The 21254-nt window shown below is 52.6% G+C and carries 20 protein-coding genes; 3 read left to right on the top strand and 17 right to left on the bottom strand.

Annotated elements, in window-relative coordinates:
* The first annotated feature begins 66 nt into the window (after positions 1–66).
* The 3 genes from ABDW72_RS11935 (at position 67) to alr (ending at position 7527) form a co-directional block, all read left to right on the top strand.
* Positions 67–4713: a PAS domain S-box protein gene (locus tag ABDW72_RS11935; protein WP_347158789.1), complete on the top strand. Its 4647-nt coding sequence runs from the start codon at positions 67–69 to the stop codon at positions 4711–4713.
* Positions 4714–5211: 498 nt separating this feature from the next.
* Entirely contained in the window at positions 5212–6369 is a 1158-nt protein-coding gene (locus ABDW72_RS11930; protein WP_347158788.1) for an amidohydrolase, read from the top strand.
* A 6-nt stretch (positions 6370–6375) separates the two neighbouring features.
* Positions 6376–7527 carry an alanine racemase gene (gene alr / locus ABDW72_RS11925; RefSeq protein WP_347158787.1) on the top strand — a complete coding sequence of 384 codons (1152 nt, stop codon included), beginning with the start codon at positions 6376–6378 and terminating at the stop codon, positions 7525–7527.
* Positions 7528–7553: 26 nt separating this feature from the next.
* On the opposite strand, the gene ABDW72_RS11920 is transcribed toward alr, so the two are convergent.
* The 17 genes from ABDW72_RS11920 to ABDW72_RS11840 form a co-directional block, all read right to left on the bottom strand.
* On the bottom strand, positions 7554–8900 hold the full coding sequence (locus ABDW72_RS11920; RefSeq protein ID WP_347158786.1) for a DUF2254 domain-containing protein: 1347 nt from the start codon (positions 8898–8900) through the stop codon (positions 7554–7556).
* Positions 8901–9076: 176 nt separating this feature from the next.
* A complete protein-coding gene (locus ABDW72_RS11915) occupies positions 9077–9994 on the bottom strand; it encodes a universal stress protein (protein ID WP_347158785.1) in 918 nt (305 codons plus the stop codon).
* A gap of 165 nt (positions 9995–10159) precedes the next feature.
* Positions 10160–10888 (bottom strand): cupin domain-containing protein, encoded by a 729-nt coding sequence (locus tag ABDW72_RS11910; RefSeq protein ID WP_347158784.1) that lies wholly within the window; start codon positions 10886–10888, stop codon positions 10160–10162.
* A gap of 70 nt (positions 10889–10958) precedes the next feature.
* Positions 10959–11393 carry an RrF2 family transcriptional regulator gene (locus ABDW72_RS11905; protein ID WP_347158783.1) on the bottom strand — a complete coding sequence of 145 codons (435 nt, stop codon included), beginning with the start codon at positions 11391–11393 and terminating at the stop codon, positions 10959–10961.
* A 118-nt stretch (positions 11394–11511) separates the two neighbouring features.
* Positions 11512–11793 (bottom strand): cupin domain-containing protein, encoded by a 282-nt coding sequence (locus ABDW72_RS11900; protein WP_347158782.1) that lies wholly within the window; start codon positions 11791–11793, stop codon positions 11512–11514.
* Positions 11794–11917: 124 nt separating this feature from the next.
* Positions 11918–12166: a cupin domain-containing protein gene (locus ABDW72_RS11895; protein ID WP_347158781.1), complete on the bottom strand. Its 249-nt coding sequence runs from the start codon at positions 12164–12166 to the stop codon at positions 11918–11920.
* 94 nt (positions 12167–12260) lie between these two features.
* Positions 12261–12656 carry a group III truncated hemoglobin gene (locus ABDW72_RS11890; RefSeq protein WP_347158780.1) on the bottom strand — a complete coding sequence of 132 codons (396 nt, stop codon included), beginning with the start codon at positions 12654–12656 and terminating at the stop codon, positions 12261–12263.
* Positions 12653–13060: a cytochrome C gene (locus ABDW72_RS11885; protein WP_347158779.1), complete on the bottom strand. Its 408-nt coding sequence runs from the start codon at positions 13058–13060 to the stop codon at positions 12653–12655. Before ABDW72_RS11885 ends, ABDW72_RS11890 begins: the two co-directional genes overlap by 4 nt.
* 2 nt (positions 13061–13062) lie before the next feature.
* A complete protein-coding gene (locus tag ABDW72_RS11880) occupies positions 13063–13320 on the bottom strand; it encodes a hypothetical protein (protein ID WP_347158778.1) in 258 nt (85 codons plus the stop codon).
* A 134-nt stretch (positions 13321–13454) separates the two neighbouring features.
* On the bottom strand, positions 13455–13700 hold the full coding sequence (locus ABDW72_RS11875; RefSeq protein WP_347158777.1) for a hexameric tyrosine-coordinated heme protein: 246 nt from the start codon (positions 13698–13700) through the stop codon (positions 13455–13457).
* A 27-nt stretch (positions 13701–13727) separates the two neighbouring features.
* Positions 13728–13994 carry a hexameric tyrosine-coordinated heme protein gene (locus ABDW72_RS11870; RefSeq protein WP_347158776.1) on the bottom strand — a complete coding sequence of 89 codons (267 nt, stop codon included), beginning with the start codon at positions 13992–13994 and terminating at the stop codon, positions 13728–13730.
* Positions 13995–14011: 17 nt separating this feature from the next.
* Positions 14012–15028, bottom strand: a complete 1017-nt coding sequence (locus tag ABDW72_RS11865; protein ID WP_347158775.1) for a cytochrome c — start codon at positions 15026–15028, stop codon at positions 14012–14014.
* A 61-nt stretch (positions 15029–15089) separates the two neighbouring features.
* On the bottom strand, positions 15090–16970 hold the full coding sequence (locus ABDW72_RS11860; RefSeq protein WP_347158774.1) for a cbb3-type cytochrome c oxidase subunit I: 1881 nt from the start codon (positions 16968–16970) through the stop codon (positions 15090–15092).
* Between the two features lie 198 nt (positions 16971–17168).
* Positions 17169–17465 (bottom strand): hypothetical protein, encoded by a 297-nt coding sequence (locus ABDW72_RS11855; protein WP_347158773.1) that lies wholly within the window; start codon positions 17463–17465, stop codon positions 17169–17171.
* 391 nt (positions 17466–17856) lie between these two features.
* A complete protein-coding gene (locus ABDW72_RS11850) occupies positions 17857–19059 on the bottom strand; it encodes an acetate/propionate family kinase (RefSeq protein ID WP_347158772.1) in 1203 nt (400 codons plus the stop codon).
* Positions 19060–19155: 96 nt separating this feature from the next.
* Positions 19156–20529 (bottom strand): phosphate acetyltransferase, encoded by a 1374-nt coding sequence (gene pta / locus ABDW72_RS11845; RefSeq protein WP_347158771.1) that lies wholly within the window; start codon positions 20527–20529, stop codon positions 19156–19158.
* Positions 20499–21245: an AAA family ATPase gene (locus tag ABDW72_RS11840; protein WP_347158770.1), complete on the bottom strand. Its 747-nt coding sequence runs from the start codon at positions 21243–21245 to the stop codon at positions 20499–20501. Before ABDW72_RS11840 ends, pta begins: the two co-directional genes overlap by 31 nt.
* Positions 21246–21254: the final 9 nt, after the last annotated feature.

Here is a 21254-nt window from a genome sequence, read left to right as displayed (position 1 = left end):
AGGAGCAGGACCACAACCGGCATGTAGCTTTCAACCCCTTATTTCTCCAGGCAAATTCATCCTGTTATGGAACAATTACTAGAAGTCGCGCAACTCCGCCAACAGTTGGAACGGGAATGCCAGGCACGCATAGCCGCAGAATCCAGAATGATGCAGCTGGAAGCGGAGATACAACAACGTGATCTATCCGCAAAACCTCACCGCGCCGAAATAAACGACCTGCTGCTGCCCATCTATAGCGCACAGTTTCCTTATGCTGTTTCCATAACTGATGCAGATGGCCTGGTGCTGTTCTGTAACCCTGCTTTCCTGGAGCTGTTTCAATTGTCGGCGCCAGCGCCCAAGTATACTGGGTTCCCTCTTGCCGAATTAGAAGCTAACATGCTGCCCAAACTAGCTGCGCAGCCTGTCTGGAATGCTTCGGAGTCTGGTACTTCTTATGCTGAAGCGACGCTGACCAATGGAAAAGTAATCGAGCGGGAGCTTTTTGTAACGGGACAGGAAGCGCCCTATGGTAACGGTACCTGGATCTACCGTGATATTACTTCCCGTCAGCGGAAGCAACACCTGCTGCAGTTTCTGTCTGAATTTCAGGAAGAGTATCCTAATCCTATATTAAGGATCAGCAACGAAGGCAAAATTTTGTTTACCAATGCAGCCTGCCAGCACCTGCTTTACACCATCGGGCAACAGCGGCAGGAGGCATTTTGCCGGCTGCTGCGTCGCAAAATCGTTCAGCTCCCCGATCAGCAGCGCCCTGCTACACTCGAAACCTATATTGCACAAGGGTATTATCTGCTTTTCCTGGTACCCTTCCCGGACAAAGGCTATGTGAATGTATACATGACCGACATAACGGCGCGGCGTAAAGCCGAGCTGGAATTGCAGGAGAGCCAGAAGTTTGTCCGCAACATGGAGCAGACCATTCCTGACATTATTTACATCTATGATATTGAGGAGGATAAATGTATTTACCTCAATGATCGGATAACGGACATTTTGGGATATTCGAGTGCCGACGTGGCAGCAATGGAAGGTAATTTTTTTACTTCCATTGTAAAGCAGGATAGCCTCCAGCAGCTTTACGGCCATGTATACCACATGCAGCGGGCGCAGGACAATGAGATTGTGGAGGTGGAGCACCCGGTATACAGCAAAGACGGAAGCACCCGATACTTGTTCTGTCGTGAGAGCGTTTTTAAAAGGCAGGCCGACGGACAGGTGAAGCAGGTAATTGGCGCAGCGGAAGATGTGACAACAATGCGCCTGCAAAGCCAGAAACTGGCCCGGCAGAAGAGCTTTTATGAAACCATCTTAAATATTATCCCTTCGGATGTGGTAGTATACGACCGTACGCAACGTTACCTTTTTGTAAACCCGGCTGCCGTACGTGACGCACAGGTCCGCGAGTGGATCATTGGTAAAACTTGCGAAGAATATTACCTGCACCAAAACCTGCCGCAGGAGAGATTTCAAAGCAGAAGCAGCCACCTGCAGCAGGTACTCCGGGAGAAGGACCAGGTCAGATTTGAAGAGCAGCTGCCGGACAGCGCCGGTAACCCGACTTATTATCTTCGCAAGATGAGCCCTGGTCTAGATGCTGCCGGCGAAGTGGACCTTATTATTTCCTACGGCGTCAATATCACCGACTTGCGCCAGGCACAGGAAGAAACGCTACGAAGTGAAGCCCGAAACCTTGCCATACTTGCCGCCATCCCCGACCTGCTGTTCATCATCAATACGGACGGTATCTATGTAGACATGAAGAATGTGGAGCAGGAACACCTGCTGGTGCCAAAAGATGAAGTGATCGGCAACCATATTCTCAACCTATTGCCGGAAGCGCTGGCACATGAACTGCTGGGGCTCATCAGGAACGTTGTTGCTACAAGTATTCCGCAAACAATCCATTATACCCTGGACCTGCCTCAAGGACAACATTTTTATGAAGGGCGCCTGGTCAGGTATAGCCCGGAAGAAGTCATGATCATTATCCGCGACACCTCGGAAGAGCGGAAAGCTACCCGGGAGATACAGGAGAAGAATGATCTGATCCGGTTGATCATCGAAACCAGCCCCAACCTCATCTATGTTAAAGACGGGGCTGGTAACTTCATCCTGGCCAACCAGGAAACAGCAAATCTGGCAGGCATGCCAATTGCGGATATTATAAACGCCAGGAGCTCTGATCTCTATTATAATGCCCAGGAGGCCAAGACTTTCCAGCGTATAGATAAGCAAGTAATCGAACAGGGGCTGGAAGTAAAGGTGCTGGACAAATTCACCCGTAAAAACGGGGAAATAGTCTGGCTGAGCACAATCAAGAAGCCGCTGGTTACCAGCAACGGGCAAATACATGTGCTGGGCATCTCCACCAATATTACTGAACAGGTGCAAGCCCGCCAGCGCCTGGAAGAAAGTGAAGAATTGTACCGGCTGCTATCCGAAAATTCACGCGACATGATCAGCCTGCATAATATTGGAGGAAGTTATAGTTATGTGTCGCAGGCAGCGGTGGAGTTGCTGGGGTACACCCCGGAAGAACTGCTGCAGTTCCCGGCTTCGGAGCTGGTATACCCCGCCGACCTGGAGCTGTTCCGGCAGCAAGGGTACGAGACTGCCATGCGGACAGGGAAGAATTCTGTCGTAGTACATCGTGCCATTAAAAAAGACGGTTCTATTATCTGGCTGGAGACCAACATCAAGCCCATCCTCGACAAAGCAGGCAATATCATCAAAATGCTGTCGGCTGCCCGCGATGTTACCACCCGTCGCACCGCCGACGAAGCCCTGAAGAACAGCGAGAAGAAGTACCGTGACCTGATCAACTATAGCCAGGCTTATATCTGCACACATGATATGGAAGGGCGCATCAGTTCGATTAACTCCTACTTTAAAAAGATGCTCAACTATGACGAGGAGGACTTACTGGGCACCTTCATCCATCACCTGTTTCCCGAAAAGCACCGCGCCAATTTCGGAGCATACATGCAGGAGTTTGACCATAAAAGCGTCGTAGATGGGGTGCTTTCTATCTTTGACAAGGATAACGAACAGCGCTTCCTGTATTTCCAGAACTATAAGGTAGAGGAGCCAGACCGTGCTCCTTATATTATAGCCATCGCCCAGGATATTACGGATAGGATGCTGGCTGAGCGGGAACTGGTGAAAGCGAAAGAGGCTGCCGAAGAGTCAGCGCGGGTGAAGGAGAATTTTCTGGCCAACATGAGCCACGAAATCCGCACGCCGATGAACGGCATCATGGGTATGGCCGGTTTGCTTGGTAAAACCATACTGAACGAAAGCCAGCAGAAATACCTGGAGATCATCCGGCAGTCGGCTGATAACCTGCTGGTGATCATCAACGACATCCTGGACATCGCTAAAATAGAAGCGGGCCGACTGGACCTGGAGCAGATTCCGTTCAACGTTTGCGACACTATGCAGGCAGCTTTCCAGACGCTGATCTATAAAGCGGAAGAAAAAGGGCTGACCTTCCTCGCTGAGCCTTTGCACCTGGAGCAGCCTGTACTGTTGGGAGATCCTTACCGCCTGAACCAGGTGCTCATCAACTTTCTTAACAATGCAATCAAATTCACTGAGCAGGGAAGTGTAACCCTCAGCACGCGGGTACTGGCCGAAGATGCCGAGCAGCTTACTCTAGAGTTTGCTGTAACCGATACGGGCATCGGCATTCCGGAAGAAAAGCAGAACTACATTTTTGAGGGTTTTACGCAAGCTTACTCCAGCACGACACGCAAGTATGGCGGCACAGGGCTGGGCCTGAGCATTTGTAAAAACCTGGTGGAAATGCAGGGAGGTCTCATTACGGTGGATAGCATCGTGGGAGAAGGCAGCACCTTCCGTTTCTCCCTCACTTATCGTAAAATGCAGCATCCCATCCCACTGCATCAGGACAAAGCAGAAACGGACTTCAACAGCCTGGGGCGCCTGCGCGTGCTGCTAGCCGAAGATAATGAGGTGAATGTTTTCCTGGCCCGCTCCATTATGGAGGGCTGGGGCTTTGAAGTAGCAGTGGCCCAAAACGGACGTGAAGCTGTGGATATGGCGGAACAACATGATTTTGATGTGATCCTGATGGATATTCAAATGCCTGAACTGAGTGGCATTGATGCCACGCACTACATCCGCTCTTTCCAGCACAAGTATAAATCCAGTGTTCCCATCATTGCCCTTACGGCCAATGCCCTGAAAGGTGATGCCGAAAAGTACCTGAGCAGCGGCATGAACGGGTACTTATCCAAGCCTTTCGAAGAAGAGAAGCTGTTCCAGAAGATCGCCTCTTTACTGCCGCACAAGCTACAGCCGGCAGAAGAACTTCCTGCAGCAGCTCCAGTAGAACAGCTTCCGGAAACTCCTTTATATGACCTCGAGTTGCTGCACAAAATGTCGCGCGGCAATGAGGCTTTCATAAAAAGGGCTAAGCAATTGTTTATAGATACGGTGCCGGCCAGTATAGCCGATCTGCAACAGAAAAGCCAAGAGAAAGACTGGATGGGTGTGAGTGCCGCCGCCCACAAGCTTAAAGCCACGATTGATACGATGCGCATCGAGCAACTGCGGCTGCCGATACGCCAGATAGAGCAGGACGCCAAGTTAGCCGAAAATATCCCGCTCGTAAAAGCTAACATTTGCCTGACTGCCGATGTGATCCAGCAAGTAATCACACTCATGCAAGCGGAACTGCATTAATACCTGTTTGCAGGCGCAGAAAAATTATTATGCTCCAGGCGTGTACCTGGAGCATTTTTTATACTTGCTGTACTGCAAGTACCTGAAAGGAAGCTTAATGCGAAGCGCTAGAAGTATAACTTATACTTAGGTGTGGCTTATATTATGTCGCTATTATAGCATTCTTCTCCGATCCCTGAGCGAAATAGTCCCATTTCTGATGTTAGCGGAGGTGCTTTATACCTTATGCATTAACACTGTGCTTTTGCTGAGTTACCCTCTTCAAGTATTTTGAGCTTTACCAACCACTACGAATATATCACACCTGTATAACGGTTCACAAGTATAGCCTGTATGTGTCATACAGAAGTTTGGCGCTGTGTTTACGCTTACTCATGCCAGCGGCAGAAAAGCTGCAGCAGCCTGCTCGCACTGGAATATTACTAACGGGATGTTGCCTATCTCCGTACGTAAGGCAGAAAGGCAAATTTTTGTCAGGAACAGATTACTACCTGCTTTATGCTCCAGCACCCTCAACACGACGCCCTCACTGCCCTTCGGCATAAACTGCACCAGCACCCGGATTTATCAGGCCAGGAACAGGACACCGCTGCCCGAATAACAGCTTTTCTGAAGCAGTATGCGCCAGACGCGCTGTTGACCGGATTAGGAGGCACAGGCGTAGCCGCCGTTTTCAAAGGCGAGGCGCCGGAAAAAGGGCCTGTCCTGCTGTTCAGAGCAGAGCTAGACGGCTTGCCAATAGCTGAAACCAATGCGCACCTTGCTCATCGGTCGGTACGGGATGGCCGCGGCCACCAATGCGGACATGATGGGCACATGACCATGCTGGCCGGACTCGCCAGCCTGCTGCACCGGCAGCGCCTTAAAACAGGGCAGGTGATACTACTCTACCAGCCTGCAGAAGAAACCGGCGCCGGTGCGCTGGCCCTGTTGCAGGATAAGCGCTTTACAGCACTACACCCGGATTATGTATTTGGACTGCACAACCTCCCCGGTCTGCCCCTGCACCAGGTGGTGGTACGGCAGGAAGTGTTTGCCGCCGCTTCTACAGGTATGGTGGTAGAATTGCAGGGCAGTTCGTCGCATGCAGCAGAGCCGGAGAAAGGAGTAAATCCTGGAGCAGCCATGGCAGCCCTCATACTTGCCCTTAACCAAGTCATGGCGAATAAAGCACAGTTTCAGGACTTGGCGCTACTTACGGTAATACATGCGCGGCTGGGCGAAGTTGCTTTTGGGACTAATCCCGGCTTTGCTACCGTTATGGCCACAATGCGTGCTTTCAGGCCGCAGGACTTTCAGCTCCTGAAGCAGTTGGTGCAGGAAGCTGTCGCTCAGGTGGCTAACTCGTATGCCATACCTTATACTATCCGGTTTGTAGAGGAATTTCCAGCTACAGTTAACGATGCCGGAGCTGTGAGAATAGTGCAGCAGGCAGCGCAGCGGCTTGGCCTGGATGTAACCGAAGCGGCACAGCCTTTCCGTTGGTCTGAGGATTTCGGCCACCTCACCCATACTTATACAGGTGCTTTCTTTGGATTGGGTTCCGGCACAGAACAGCCACAACTGCACCATGCCGACTATGATTTTCCGGATGAACTCATTCCGACTGGCGCACACCTCTTCTATACGATCGCACAAGAACTACAGAACTCTTAACCACTTATGTTTCACAGCTCATACATTGAACTAAGTAAATCAGCACTTCAGAACAATATTCAGTTCATCAAACAACAGATCGGCCCGAATGTAACGCTGTCTTCTGTTATCAAAGGCAATGCTTACGGCCATGGCATAGAGCAGTTCGCGCCGCTTGCCCAACAGTGTGGCATCACCCATTTTTCTGTTTACAGTGCTGATGAGGCGCAACGGTTGCTGGCAGTATTGCCCGAACCAGCTACTATTATGATCATGGGCTACCTGGATGCTGAAGAGCTGGAATGGGCAATTAGCCATGAGCTGGAGTTTTTTGTGTTTGAGCCTGCACGGCTGACAGAAGCCCTGCACGTAGCCAAACAGTTGCAAAAGAAAGCACGCATACACCTGGAACTTGAAACAGGCATGTACCGCACCGGGTTTGATGCTGCAGCCTTGGAGCAGGTAATAGCTCAACTGAAAACGGAAGGGCAGCATGTGGTGTTGCAGGGCGTCTGCACCCATTACGCCGGCGCCGAAAGTAGTGAAAACCAAGCGCGCATACACGCACAGTTCCATAACTATAATGAAACGGTGCGGCACTTGCAGCAGCAAGGACTATACCCGGCGCAGCAGCATACTGCCTGCTCAGCGGCCATGATCTCCTATCCGGAAACCCGTATGGATCTGGTGCGCATCGGTATCATGCAGTATGGCTTATGGCCCAGCCCCGAAACCTACCAGCAATTTATGGGCAACTACCAGGGGCAAAAAGATCCGCTGCAGCGGCTAATTAGCTGGAAAAGCCATGTGATGAGCCTGAAAAGTGTGCCCAAAGGGGCGTATGTAGGGTACGGTACGTCCTACCAGGCGCCGCGCGATATGGTGCTGGCTGTTGTGCCGGTGGGTTATGCGTGGGGCTACAGTCGCAGCCTGAGCAACAATGGGCAGGTGCTGATATGCGGACAGCGGGCCAACGTGGTCAGCATTGTGAACATGAATGGCATGATGGTAGATGTAACGGATATACCGGAGGTGCAGCAAAATGACGAGGTGGTACTACTTGGCAAGCAGGGCAATCAAAGTATAACCGTGGCCTCGTTCGGAGAACTGAGCATGCAGCTGAACTATGAGCTGCTCACCCGCCTGCCGCTCAACATACCGCGCTATATTGTTGACTGACAGCTACTCCTCTCCTGCTTTATTGTTTATACTTGCTTCACAGCTAATAAAGGCAGCGGCTGATCCAGGACCTGCATGGCATTGAGTTGTGCCAACATGCCGTTAATCTTCCTGCGGTCGCCGGGGTTCTGTATCTCCTGCTCCACATCATACAACAAGAGCATGGCCTGCTCGTAAAGCACTGGCTTGAACTGTGGAAATGGGGAAACCTTTAACAGCAGGCACTGCAACATGTACAGCAGCTTCAGCACAATGATCAGGCTGCCTTTGCCATAGGTTCGGATCGGGTTCAGGCAAAGGGAATAAACATTCTCAAATGTTTCATGCGCAAAACGGATGCGGGCAGCACCATCTTCATCATACAACACTTTCTCGTCGGTGAGCTTCATGCGCATGGCAAATAGATCGGTCAGGTAGTCAATTGCCTTTACCGCAGTACCCGGATCATTGATGCCGGGGCTCAGCGCCTTCACGGCACTTTCGGTGATGTGCTTGAATCCGAAAAGATAGTTGATGTCGGGGCGCTCCTCGCGGTAAAAGTTAATGTGATCCAGCAGGTCATCCACAAACCCGTCACTGTCAGGCAACAGCTTATCCGTTCGGGCAAACGGAATACCTTCGATCACAAAGCTGCCCAAAGGCTGACTAAAATCAAGCACAATGTTCTTTTCAGCGCATAGGCGCAAAACGGCATTCTTGTCCAAACTCTGGAGGTAGCCGGTTATCGGGCTTTTGAGGAAATGCCAGGTCCTGTCATCTGAAAAGATATTTGGCACCCCTGCTCCTGCGTCCTGCGCAATATCATTCGCCAGCTTCTTGTGTGTTGTTTCATAAATACCTTCCAGTATACTTTCTATTTGGATAGTCTGCGAAATAGAATGTATAAAGTATACAAAAAAAGCCAGGCAAATGATGGTAAAGCACATTGCCAGGAAAATTGAAAAACCAGGCAAGGACTTGCTGTAGTAATCAGAGCGAATATTAACCATCACCACTAGTGTATAAACCAATGTGCCCAGGTACAGGCCCAACACGCCTTGATTTGACTTGTTGGAAATAAGGCCAGGTATAACACGGGGCGAGAAATTAGCACTCGCCTGGTTTAAGACCAACATCACCATTGTAAAGCTAAACACAGCCAGGGAGATGATTCCGGTTGTGATAGAGCTCAGAATAAGCCGGGCAGAGCTGCCATTGGTTATAATAAAGAAGGGCATGTTGTCCAGCAAACGCTTACTTAAGCCATGCCGCTCCAGGTAAAGCATGAAGAAGGCGAGCCCAAAGAAGCAAAGGGCAATCAGGGTAGTATAAAACCCGATGCTGCTGACAATGTATTGGTAAATAAATTTAATCCGACTCAGAAATGACTTCATAGATTGGTGTCTGGAGCAACTGGGGGTATATTCCTAAGCTCTAATACTTAAAGCGCAAGTAACTGGTTGTGCGATCATAAAAAAAGCCGCACTTACTGATGCGGCTCTTAAGGAGGATATTTTCTATAGCAATGTGATTATGCCTCAAATCTTAAAGTCTGGCAAATTGCCAAAGCTTATTTCATAGCTACTAACTGCAAGCTATTTTCCATCTGCATCGCTTTTTGCTTTGAAGCACAATTAGTGCAACAGCCAGAACAAGGCTTTAACTTTAGCTGCCGGAAGGTAAGCAGCGGCACCTGCGTATGGTAAGCTCTCGTTTTAATGTAGTTAACACTGAACAGACGCTGCAGCAGGTAGTTGTCCCGCGTGGCGAGCACCAGCATGTCGGCGGCCTTTGCTTCGGCAAAATCCCCGATGCCCTCTAACATGTCCTCCTCTTCCAGCAGTTTCAGCGATACCTCAAAGCCGGCCAGTATGGTATGCGTTTCCCGCAAGTCCGCCTTCATCTGGCAAAGCTGGTCGCGCTGTTCTGCCGTGTATACCTGCACCAGGGTGAGGTGGGCCTGCAGTTGCCGGGCGAAGGAGGCAATGCGCAGCAGCACTTGGGGATCGCGGTCGGTAAAGTCGGTGGCAAATACCAGGTTAGGCGGTTTCACAAAACGGGCGGTAGGAGGCACCACCATGACCGGGCAGCTGATAGCTTCCATGATCCCTGCTGCATGATTTCCCCATTCCGCTTCCGAAGCAGGTAACGAACACGCTTCCATCAGCACCAGATCGATGGCGTTTTCCTGAACTACGGCTCTAATGTTTTGCTGCAGGTTACCGGGCCGCACCAGGCCTTCAAAACCAACAAAGTCGGTAGCCATCTTCGGCAGCCGAAGGAGTACCCGCTCGCCAAACAGGCGCAGGGCCTGGATCACCCTATTTTGCTGGGTATAGGTGATGTCGGGCACCTGGGCCGCATACAGCAGCACGAGCTCCGCCTGCATCGCCCTTGCCATTTGCCCGGCGTATAGCAGCAGCTTCTCCCCTTCTGCGTTAAACTGCACAGGCACCAGGATGCGATTGATTAAGTTTGTCTTACTCATCATTCTATTCACTGTAGGTTAAGTACCATAAAAATAAGAACGATGGTGCAGCGGAAGAATGACAAAAGTCACTTCAGGATAAATAATTCTTTAACCTGTTGAATATCAATAATAATAAACCCTAAAAATGCCTCGTGCTGACGCAAAGGGAATACAGGGAGCTGCTCAGCCTTGTTTGGGCGTGACCGCTACCGTCAGCAGGAATACCGCTTCTTCACGGGCAAGTACACGGTGCGAAATGCCGGCATGCAGGGTTAACATTTGCCCTGCAGCAAGCTCTACTTCCTGCTCCTCCGTACTGAAACGGATATGCCCTTCCAGCACCTGCACACTGATCTGCCCCGGCGCTTTATGGGTCTTTAACTCGGCGTCGTTGTGCAGGCCCACCAGCACCACCCGCATTCCTTCGGATTTAAAGAGGGTGATGGCATTCCGGTCGCTGGTTTGCCAGGCCTGCTCCTGTTTTAGCTGTTGCCGGTATACATTAAGATCCATTTCCACCAGCGGCGCATTCAGCTGACGGTCGCCCTCGGGGCGCTGCGGGGTAGCTCTATTGCTCCTATCCACCACCTCCTGCTGGCCAGCTCCCGCGGTTTTGGCCTGCAGCGTCCGTACCAGGGCCTCTCCGACCTCGTCGCTGTACACGCCGTAGCCGTTCACGAGCGTGCCCTTCAGGTTGTGCTTCTCAGACGAAATAGCATAAATTACTGCCTCATCCCCCGGATCGGATTCCCCTTCAAACCGGTAAACTGTATCAACTACAAACTCATCAGGATAAACTTGCAAGTAATTGCCGTGGCACACCAGGCAGTTATCGGCCAGGTTAAAATCATGTGTATAGCCATCCTGCTTCAGTTGGTTCAGCACTTCGGATACGGTTGTCATGGATGTCATAAGAAATAGATAAAAGTGGGACAAAGGCCTAAGCCGAGGAGGCGGCACGCTGTCCGCCGCCGGCAAAAGCTTACAGATTATTGATGAAGGAAGTACCTTCTTTTAGTTCGGTGGCCAGCTGACGAAGCGTCGTTTTATGAAAAACCTCACGCAGCAACTCACGGGCTTCTTTAAATTTGTGGTGCATGGGGCAGGGATGTGAGCCGGAGCACTGCTTCAGGCCCAGGCCGCACTCCCAGAATACGGCCATACCATCTATAGCATTCACGATGTTGATGACAGGCTGCTCCAACTGAAACTCCTCGATGTAAAAACCGCCATAAGGGCCCTTCAGGGAGGTGACGATGCGGTGCTTATTTAGTACCTGCAGGATCTTAGCGGTAAACGCTTCGGGTGCATCCACCGCTTTCGCAATTTCTTTCACGCTGAGCTTGATGCCCTGCTTTTCCCTGGATGCCAGGTAGGCGGCCGCCCGTATCCCATATTTACATGCTTTGGAAATCATGGTCTACTTATACTATAAAGACCGCTGCAAGTATAGGCGTCATGGCTGGTATTTAGCGTTAGCAGCACATCCTTTCCTGAAAAGGCCATTCCTTCAGCTTTTTTTGTGACAGAAGCTTTCAGCGGCTGGTGAAATTAATCTCCGCCTCGCCGGACAATACCACAAAAGCCGAAAGATCATCGAGCACCTGCAGGCTGTGCGGCACCGAGGCGGCTATGTGCCGTGTGGCTCCTTGCTCCAGCACCTCCTCCTTGTCAGGCAGCTGTAGCTTTATCTTCCCTTTCTGGACCAGCAGAAAAGCGTCTGAGGAGGCATAATGCTCGGGCATTTTCTCGCCCCTGGCCAATTCTACCTTCAGTACTTTGTAGGCGGCGTTAGCATGTATTTCTTTCATGTTCATAGACTTTGATTTATAGGTGATATATACTGATCCGCATCCGTCTGGTGTGCTGCCCGGAGTGGAAAAGGAGTACCTGCAAGGCCCGGTAGCCGGTTTTTGATGCATCCCTGACAAGTGCTGTCCACTAGAAGATAACAAGTGCTTTAAAATCGGTGGAAGCCGTTACGCTGTGGGGCTCCCTCAGGGGAATATGCAACGTATCACCGGGTTCCAGTGCTGTGCTCCTGTCCAGGAAAGTTACCTGTGCCTGTCCCTTTTCCGTGATAATAACGGCATGGGAGGCAACAAAATGGCGCGGCATGGTTTCGCCGCCAGCAAGGCTAAGCTCCATTACCCGGTAAGCACCATTGCCATAGATCTCCTTCATTTCCATATCTTTTGCGCGTAATTATTGTTCTCTGTAATTTATTTTCCGTCATCGACAGGAGCTGGAACCAACGTATTTGCCCCTTCTCCCGGCCTCTCGTTCAGACCAGCGTCACTTTGTCTGTCCCTCTCAGGCCGTTAATGCGCCTTTCAAAAGTGTTGGCCATGATGAGCGCCCGCTTTTTGGCATCCTCCGCCACGGGTCCTTCAAAGTATTTGTCCACGGTGGTTGTAAAAAGCTGCAGCCAACGGTTAAAGTGGGTGCTGTCCACCTCCATGGTAGCATGCTTTGCAAAGGGGTTGCCCGCATAGCCCTTGATGCCGAAAAGGGCCGCGTTCCAGAAGGTATACATCTTTTCCAGGTGCGGCTTCCAATAGGCGTTGAGCCGATACAAGAAAATGGGCGACAGCAACTCATCATCGCCCACCAGGCCGTAGAACTCGTCTACGAGCAGCTTAATATCTTCCAGTCCGGTGATATCGTGTTTTGTCGTCATGTGGTGATCGCAAATTGTGTGATAAGATAGTACAGGGCCCAGCCCCCGAAAACTATGTGCAGCACCCATACCCAGTTGGGGATGCTGCGCGGCGTTTCGCTGCCTTCTATGAGGAATATTTTCTGGTCGCCTTTGCCGTAGGCGCTCACCATAATGGGCAGCACGCCGTCTACCACTTCGTGTTCGGAGATGCCCTCCACGTTTATGTCGGGGCCATTGCGCACCACAAAGGGTATTTTGCGCATACCCTCTTTGCCCGAGGGGTCTTTACTGATGATGCGCAGGATATGCTCCCCATCCACCAGTTTGCGGGTGTCCAGCTCAAAGTTTACCGGCGAGTGGAACGAGCCGACAGGCTGCTGTTCGTCGTCAATAAAAATGGCGACAGCACTTTTCTCTTCCATAGTTAAAAATCTAATACTGTTCTTTTGATGTGCTCATTGCTTTTCTCGCCAGGGCGGGCCAGCCACTTGATGCTGAAAAACAAGCAAAGCAGCACTACTCCTGCAGTGGCCCATACGATGGCATAGTCCCAGTTATTCTGTGGCCCAATTCCATGGCTGATGCCCTGCAGGATCTTAGGCTGCTGCTTTTCACACACGGGGCAGGCAAAAGCAGCCATACTCAATAAGGTACCCACCAGGGTTAAAAAGTATGTTTTCATCTGTTTTTACTTTGTTATACTTAAATTTCCTTGCTGGAGCGGGTTGTCTCCGCTCGTGCGAGCTTGTAGCTCGTACTGTTCCACCTTCAGAGAAAGAAGGTACAAGCTGCAGCATGGTTGCTATCACCAGCCGCTTACTCTTTTGTACGCCAGTAATTATTTGCCTGCGCAATGGTCTGAAACTCGAGGGCTATCACCTGCGCTGAGGCGATCAGCTGGGCGGTATCCGTGGCATAGGCAGCCCGCAACTGCTTCCGGACTTCAGGGTCGGGCTGAATGGCGCCAACAGATTTGCGGGCAAGCTTTATAGCCAGCTGTCGTCCTTCGAAGGGGGTGGCGGTGAGCAGGCTGGGCAGGTAATTTTCTTCCTGGTTTTGCATCGTTCTATAGTCTGTTGCTCTTTAAATTTAATCTTTGTGCCTCCAGTAATCGTTCGCCTTTGCTATTTCCTGAAACATCTCCCGGGCACACACTCTACAGTAAGCAGACTTGCTACGGGGTGCGCCTTTCTGCCCGTGTGTCGGGTTAAAAACGCAATGGTCTAGTAACTGCTGCCTTAGTTCCTGGTCCGGTTGCCCGTCCTGAATGGCATGCCGGGCAAGAGCAACGGTAAGCTGCCTGCCTTCAAATGGTGTGGCTGTCCGCAGCTCCTGCCCTGTCTGGTCTTGCCTCATCTGGCGACGTCTGCTTTTTATTTCTGAGCCGTTTGCTTCAGCATATCCATGATCTTCTGCACTTCGGCCACCGGCACCTTGCGGGCATTGTTGCCCCAGCTGGTGCGCTCGTGGTTGATGATGGCAGCGATCTCAGCGGCCGACAAATTATTGTTGGTACCCACGGGCGGCATAGTGGCATATTCCGGTCTGGGGTCATAGCCGTTCATCACGATGTCAATCATCTGCTGCGGGTCATCATCCAGCACGATCGGGCTGCCCTTCAGCGGCGGGAACGCGCCCGGCAAACCCTCGCCGTTGGCTTGATGGCAGCTCTGGCAGTTGGACGCGTACAGCATTGCACCATCCAGCCCCAGGTCTTCCTCTCCTGCCGCCGCCGCATCTGCTATGTCTTTAGGCTGCCGTTTGTAGAGGAACTCCGGGGCAGGCATAGCCTCCGGTAGCGGTGTTTGCTTTAAGGATTGCAGGTAAGCGACCAGGTGCATGGCGTCCTCGGTAGCCACCAGCTTGCCTTTCACGCCTTTGCGGAACTCAGCAGGCACCTGTATCTCCACGTCGCCGTCCTCCAGCTCGGCCTTCTCCTCAAACATCCAGGGATAGGCGGGCATGATCGACTGCCCCACCACGGCACGGGGCTGGTAGAGGTGCAGCAGGTGCCAGGCCTCACTTGGCTGCCGGCTGCCGACGTTGGCCAGGTCAGGGCCGGTGCGCTCGGTGCCCATCAGCGTGGCGGTGTTGCGCCAGAAATCGGTCCGGTGAAAGGCGGCATAGTCGGCGGCGATACTAGGCCGCTGGCCCCATACTTTGTCCATCTCTATGTTGCGCACCTGCTGGGTGTGGCAGTACGCGCAGCCATTGGATATGTAAAGCAGTTTGCCGGCCATGGCCTCATCGCTCAGCGCTTCGGCATTGGGCAGCGGCCGGTTGATGTTCTGGTTATGTATGGCCGGCATCACCGCTACCAGCATGGTGAGCAACACAAACAGGCCAAGAGCCGTGGCAAATAATTTTCTGTGATCGTTAAAAAATTCCATCGTTTCGGTGGTATACTAAAAGCTACGTTCAGGTTTTATAAAACTGCTCCGTTAGCAATAGCTAGTTTTCGTTTACAACATTTACCAATTCATAGTCCTCGCTGCTCAGCTTCCTGATGGCGGTGGCGTTGATGTTGACAGTCTTGCGCGGGTTGATCATGCGGTACATGTTAAAGGCGAAGATCAGATGCGAAGCCCACATCAGAGAGCCGCCAATGGCACGCCACAGCCAATAGGGCGCCATCAGCACCACGCTGTCGATGAAGGACTTTCCGCCGTCCATCCACATCAACCCCCTGTAGGTGCCGCCCAGCATCAGCGGAATGGTATAGAACATCATCCCGATAAAAGCCATCCAGAAGTGCATGCCCACCGTGATCTGTGGCGGCTCCTGGTGCGTGAGGCGCGGAACAATGGCATAGATACCGCCCCACATAAAAAAAGCGATGATGCCATACATGGTCAGGTGCGAGTGCGCTACTGTAAAGTCGGTGAAGTGCCAGATGAGGTTGGTGCTGCGAAAGGCCTCTGCCGTGCCCTGCAAAGAGCCGGTAAAGTAAAAGATGATGCCCACCAGGAAGAAAGGCAGGGTATAACTGCCCGACACCTTATGCCACGAGCCCCGGAAGGTCATCAGGAAGTTCGTGGTGCCCGACACTACCGGAATGGCCATGCCCGCGCTACCCACGATGGCCACCGTTTGCAGGGACCATGGAATGGCGCTGAACACGAAGTGGTGCGTGCCGATGAGCGTGTAAAAGAATATCTGCGACCAGAAAGCAAGTATACCCAGGCTGTAAGAATAGATAGGCTTGTTGAGCTGCTGCGGCAGGTAGTAGTATACCAGGCCCAGCGTGAAGAGCATGAACCACATGCCCACGCCCTGGTGCATATAGTACCCCTGCACAATGGTTTCGCCGAGGCCGTTCTGCCAGTAGGGGATATAAGCCACCAGCGAGATAACGATGGTGAACATGATGGCCGCGATCATGTACCAGTTGGAGACATAGATCTCTCTTGTTTTGCGGTTGGCCACGGTTCGCAGGAAGTTCACCAGCGTGATGATCAGACCAATGCCGAAGAGCAGCTGAATGGGCCATATATATTCCCGGTACTCGCCGTCGCCGTTGTTGATGCCGGCCATCAGCGAAACAGTACCCAGCACCACGGCTGCATTGATCAGTATGAGGGTCCACCAGCCGCTCTTTAAACTATGGATGGGCACATTGCTCACGCGCGGCACCACATAGTAGCCCAGCCCCAGCATGGCCAGCGACGACCATCCCCAGAACACGGCATTGGTGTGCACCGGGCGCAGCCTTCCAAAGCTCAGCCAGCTCAGGTGGTCGGCATCGGGCACGACAAATTTGATGCCCACATACTCGCCTACTGACGTGCCGAAGATGAGCCAGAAGGTGGCCGTGCCCAGAAACCAAAGAATAAGCCGGCTGAGTTTCGGGTCGATGTCGGGACGCACCAGTGCTTTGCGCTTGGCCTCGATAAAGCGAATGTTGGCCTTCTCGTTTATACCACTCAGCAGCCCTTTGTTATCTTCAGGGGCAAAGGGTCCGGCGAGCTCCTGACCGCTCAGGTGGTATTCGCGGTGCTCCCGGTGCAGCTGCAGTTCCTCGAGTTGCGCTTCGTTCAGGGTTTTGAGGTACCCGGCAAAGCGGGTGGCCTCCTCGGTGTCTTTGCGCGCCTGGATGCTCTTGAACAGGGCGTTGGCCTTCACCACCACCAGAAAAAGGGCGCCCACCAGCGGAACGACGAGCAGGGTGATGGTGATGATGATGCCCGGCATGCTCATCAGGCTTTGTTCTGTTACATTATCTGCCGTCTGGGCAAAAACGGAGCTGCTGGCAAAGCAGAGCAGGGCCGCTAAAAAGATGCCGGGCAAAGGCGGCCGGTCAGGCTTCATCCGGGTGAGAAATGGTATTTCCATTTGGTGTGTTTTGCGTAAGGTATTGTTCTGAATATGATCTATAAAATCTATAAAGGATAAGTTTGTCTTATTTATGAGCATAAAAAAAGCATCGCTGGCGTGCTTACAAGCAGAGAAGCTACCTGTAAACTGCTTCCGTTCTCATACCCTGGATCCTTTAGTTGCATGGTTCTATCTGAAAGATCTTTCTGGTTTGGCTTATAAATGGAAACGGAGCTTTTGAGCGATGTCGGAAGTCAGGCCACTGGCATACAGTCCATACCCGTTTACCAGCACGCCCTTCCGCCCATTGGCCGCCTCTATGCCATATACAATGGCTTCGTCTGCCGGGTCTGAGTCGCCCTCAAAGCGGTAGCACTCGGTTATCTCAAAATCATCTGCCCCCAACTGTTCGGTGTGGCACACCAGGCAGTTATCGGCCAGGTTAAAATCAATGCTATACCCCCGCTGCTGAAGGTCCTGCACTGCCTGCGATACTGTTTCAAAATGATACATAGCGATTCGTTTATAGTTTCTGCTCCTCTCCTGCCGGTCGGCTAACACCGTCTTTCCGGGTTTGCAGGCTGGCGCGGACCACGGCACAACCTCCCACTCCACTGCCTTTTGGTAAATGTAAAGGCATTGGTCAAAAAAAAGAATGACCTTTATCAGTCTGAAAACTGATAAAGGTCATTCTTTAATAAGATATCATGTAAAGCACTGATGCTTATTATCTTATATCCAAACCTTACCCCTCTTTCATGCTGTTTTAGTTCAGCAAAGTATGATTTTTAGGAAGCGCTCGCTTCCTTGCTGGCATCTGAAACGGCGCACAAGCCGGGCAGCCAGCTGTAAGAGAAAAGCAGGTGCCCGCTTTCACATCGACTATGCCACTACTACAACGGCACTATTTTTCCTGCAGCAAAGCCAGGCACTGCTGCGCGATCTCTAGTTCTTCGTTGGTCGGGATGAGGAGTATTTTTATAGGAGAGTCTGCGGTGTTGATCTCACGCAATTCTTTAGAGCGCACCTTGTTTTTTTCCTCGTCGAGCTTGATACCCAGGAAATTCATATCCCGGCATACATCGGCGCGCACGGCAGCGTCGTTTTCGCCCACGCCTGCCGTAAATACGATGGCATCGAGTCCGTTGAGCACCGCGGCGTAGGCGCCGATATACTTCTTGATCCGGTAAGCATACAACTCATAAGCCAAGGCAGCTTCCTTACTTCCCTCGGCGATGGCCTGGCTGATGTCGCGCATGTCGCTGTGGCCCGTCAGCCCCAGCATGCCGCTTTGCTTGTTGAGCAGTGTACTGACCTGCTCCGGTGTGTAGCCCAGCTGGTGGATCAGGTAAAAGATGATGGAAGGGTCAATGTCGCCGGAGCGGGTGCCCATCACCAAACCCGCCAAAGGCCCAAAGCCCATGCTGGTATCTACAGACTGGCCGTTTTCTACAGCCGCCATACTACAGCCATTGCCCAGGTGTATCGTGATCAGCTTTGCCTCCGGGTTTTGCAAGTATAAGGCTGCCTGCTCCGACACATACTTGTGACTGGTGCCATGGAAGCCGTACGCCCGGATGCCTTCCGTGGTGTAAAGTTCGTTGGGGATGGCGTAGCGGAAGGCGCGCTCGGGCATGGTCTGGTGAAAGGCCGTGTCAAACACCGCGATCTGTCGGGCTTTGCTAAAGATCCGCTCGGCCACCTCGATGCCCAGGTAGTTGGAGGGGTTGTGCAGCGGCGCCAGCGGGAAAAGTTTCTTGATCTGGGCCTTTACCTCGGGCGTGATAAAGGTGGTAGCGGCAAAGGCCTCACCCCCGTGCACCACCCGGTGGCCCACCACATTGATCTCCTGCGGGTCGTGGATCACGCCTACCTCCGGATCAGTGAGCAACTTGGTAACAGCCATTAAACCGGCTTCATGGTCGGGCAGTTCCAGCGTGCGCCGGATCACCTTCTCTTCCTCGCCCACACCTGTTTTATGGATGATCACAGCATTAGGAAGGCCAATGCGCTCTACCAGGCCGCTACAGACCGGCGTTTCGGAGGGCATGCGGAACAACTGGTACTTGATGGAACTGCTTCCGGAGTTAACAACAAATATATTCATCGTATGCTATTCATTTAGTAGCTCCTGTACTTGCAGGAGTAAAAGAAACAGCGAGAACCTTGCTAGGCTCCCGCTGCTATTGCTTCTTCTGCCCGGTTAGGACTGGCCCTGGATGGCGGTGATCACCACCGTATTGAAAATATCATCGACTGTGCAGCCGCGGCTCAGGTCGTTTACCGGCTTGTTGAGCCCCTGCAGCATCGGGCCAATGGCCAGGGCGCCGGTTTCGCGCTGCACGGCTTTGTAAGTGTTGTTGCCGGTGTTCAGGTCGGGGAAGATCAGCACACTGGCCCTGCCGGCTACCTCCGACTGCGGAAGCTTTTGCTTGCCCACCACCGGGTCTACGGCGGCGTCATACTGTATCGGCCCCTCCACTTTCAGGTCGGGGCGCTTCTCTTTCACGATCTCGGTGGCCCGGCGCACCTTCTCCACATCCACGCCCTCCCCGGAAGTACCCGAAGAGTAGGACAGCATGGCCACGCGCGGCTCGATGCCAAAGCGCTGGCTGCTATCGGCCGAGGAAATGGCGATCTCGGCCAGCTGCTCGGCCGTCGGGTTCGGGTTCACGGCACAGTCCCCAAACACGGATACCCGGTCGGGCAGGCACATGAAGAATACCGAGGAAACAACAGAAACACCAGGTTTGGTTTTAATGAACTGCAGCGCCGGCCGGATGGTATGCAGCGTGGTATGCACCGCCCCCGACACCATGCCATCGGCGTGGCCCTTGTAGACCATCATGGTGCCGAAGTAGGACACGTCCGTCATCAGGTCGCGGGCCATCTCGAGCTGCACGTTCTTACTTTTCCGAAGCTCATAGAGCGTCTCCACATAGTCCGGGTAATAGGCTGACTGGGCCGGGTTGATGATGCGGAGGCTACTGATATCCAGGCCAATGTCGTGCTGCAGGATGGTAGCCGCAATACGTTCGGCATCTCCCAGGAGCGTCAGGTCCACAATGCCCTGCTGTATCAGGCGGGCAGCGGCTTTCAGGATGCGCACATCCTCACCCTCCGGCAGCACAATGTGCTCCTTCTCCCGCTTCGCCCACTTCACCAGCTGGTACTGGAACATGTGCGGCGTGATGCCCTCGGGTTTAAAGGTGACGATCTTCTCCTTCAGCGCCTGCATGTTCACATACTTTTTAAAGGTATCGATGGCGAGCTGAATTTTCCGCGTGTTTTCCGGGGTGATCCTGGACTTGATGTTGCCGATAACGGTGGCCGTATAAAAAGAGCCGTCTTTCACGGCGATGATCGGCACCACCGTTTGCAAGCCCTCCATCAGCCGTGTCACAGACTCCTCGGGCTCAAAGCCGCCGGTAAGCACAATGCCCGCCACCTTCGGGTAGTTCACCGACAGGTTGGCCTGCAAGGCGCTCAGAATGATATCGGCCCGGTCGCCGGGCGTTACGATCAGCACATTCTCCCGGATATGGTTCAGGAAGTTGGGCACCTGCATGGCCCCCATGATGGAGTGATCGACCTGGTTGAAAAGCTGCTGCTGACCGAAAAGCAGTTTCCGCCCAGCACCTCGAGCACCTCCTTCATACTTGGGCTCTTCAGGTTCTGCTCTTCGGGGATGGCCGCATAGGTGGTCTGGCTCTGCTGCTGGCTCTTGAAATAGGCGTTTACCTCCCCAAGCTGCTCCGGGCTTACCTTGTTTGCGATCACGGCCAGCACCTGCACGTCCCGCACCTCGAAGTTGCGCTTGATGGTGCGCACGGAGCTGATGATTTGTTCGCTGGTTTCACCTTCTGCCGAGGCCACGATGATCACCGGGGCACCGAGGTTCTTGGCGATCGTTACGTTGGCATCGAACTGAAAGGCCGTCCCCTGCCCCAGGAAATCGCTGCCCTCGATCACCGTAAAGTCACAGCTCTCCTCGAGCTTCTTAAAGTGGCTGATGATCCTGTCGATGATCTCTCCTTGCCGACCCGACTCGATCAGGTGCAGGGCCTCCTGCTGGGTATAGGCAAAGGTATCTTCGTAGCGGATGGGAAGGTTAAAGTGGTTGAGAACGGTTTCGATGTGCGGGTCCTGTTCCGTTTCCGGGGCAAAGTTCACGATCGGTTTATAGTAGCCGATCTTCTGGGCTTTGCTCAGGAGCATGTCCACCAGCCCGAGGGCAACGATAGACTTCCCGCTGTAGGGCTCAGCCGTGGCAATAAAGATGTTCCTGGTCATGCACTGAAT

The sequence above is a fragment of the Pontibacter chitinilyticus genome (assembly GCF_039748935.1).
GTDB lineage: Bacteria > Bacteroidota > Bacteroidia > Cytophagales > Hymenobacteraceae > Pontibacter > Pontibacter chitinilyticus.
This window is presented reverse-complemented; position numbering and strand designations above follow the sequence as displayed.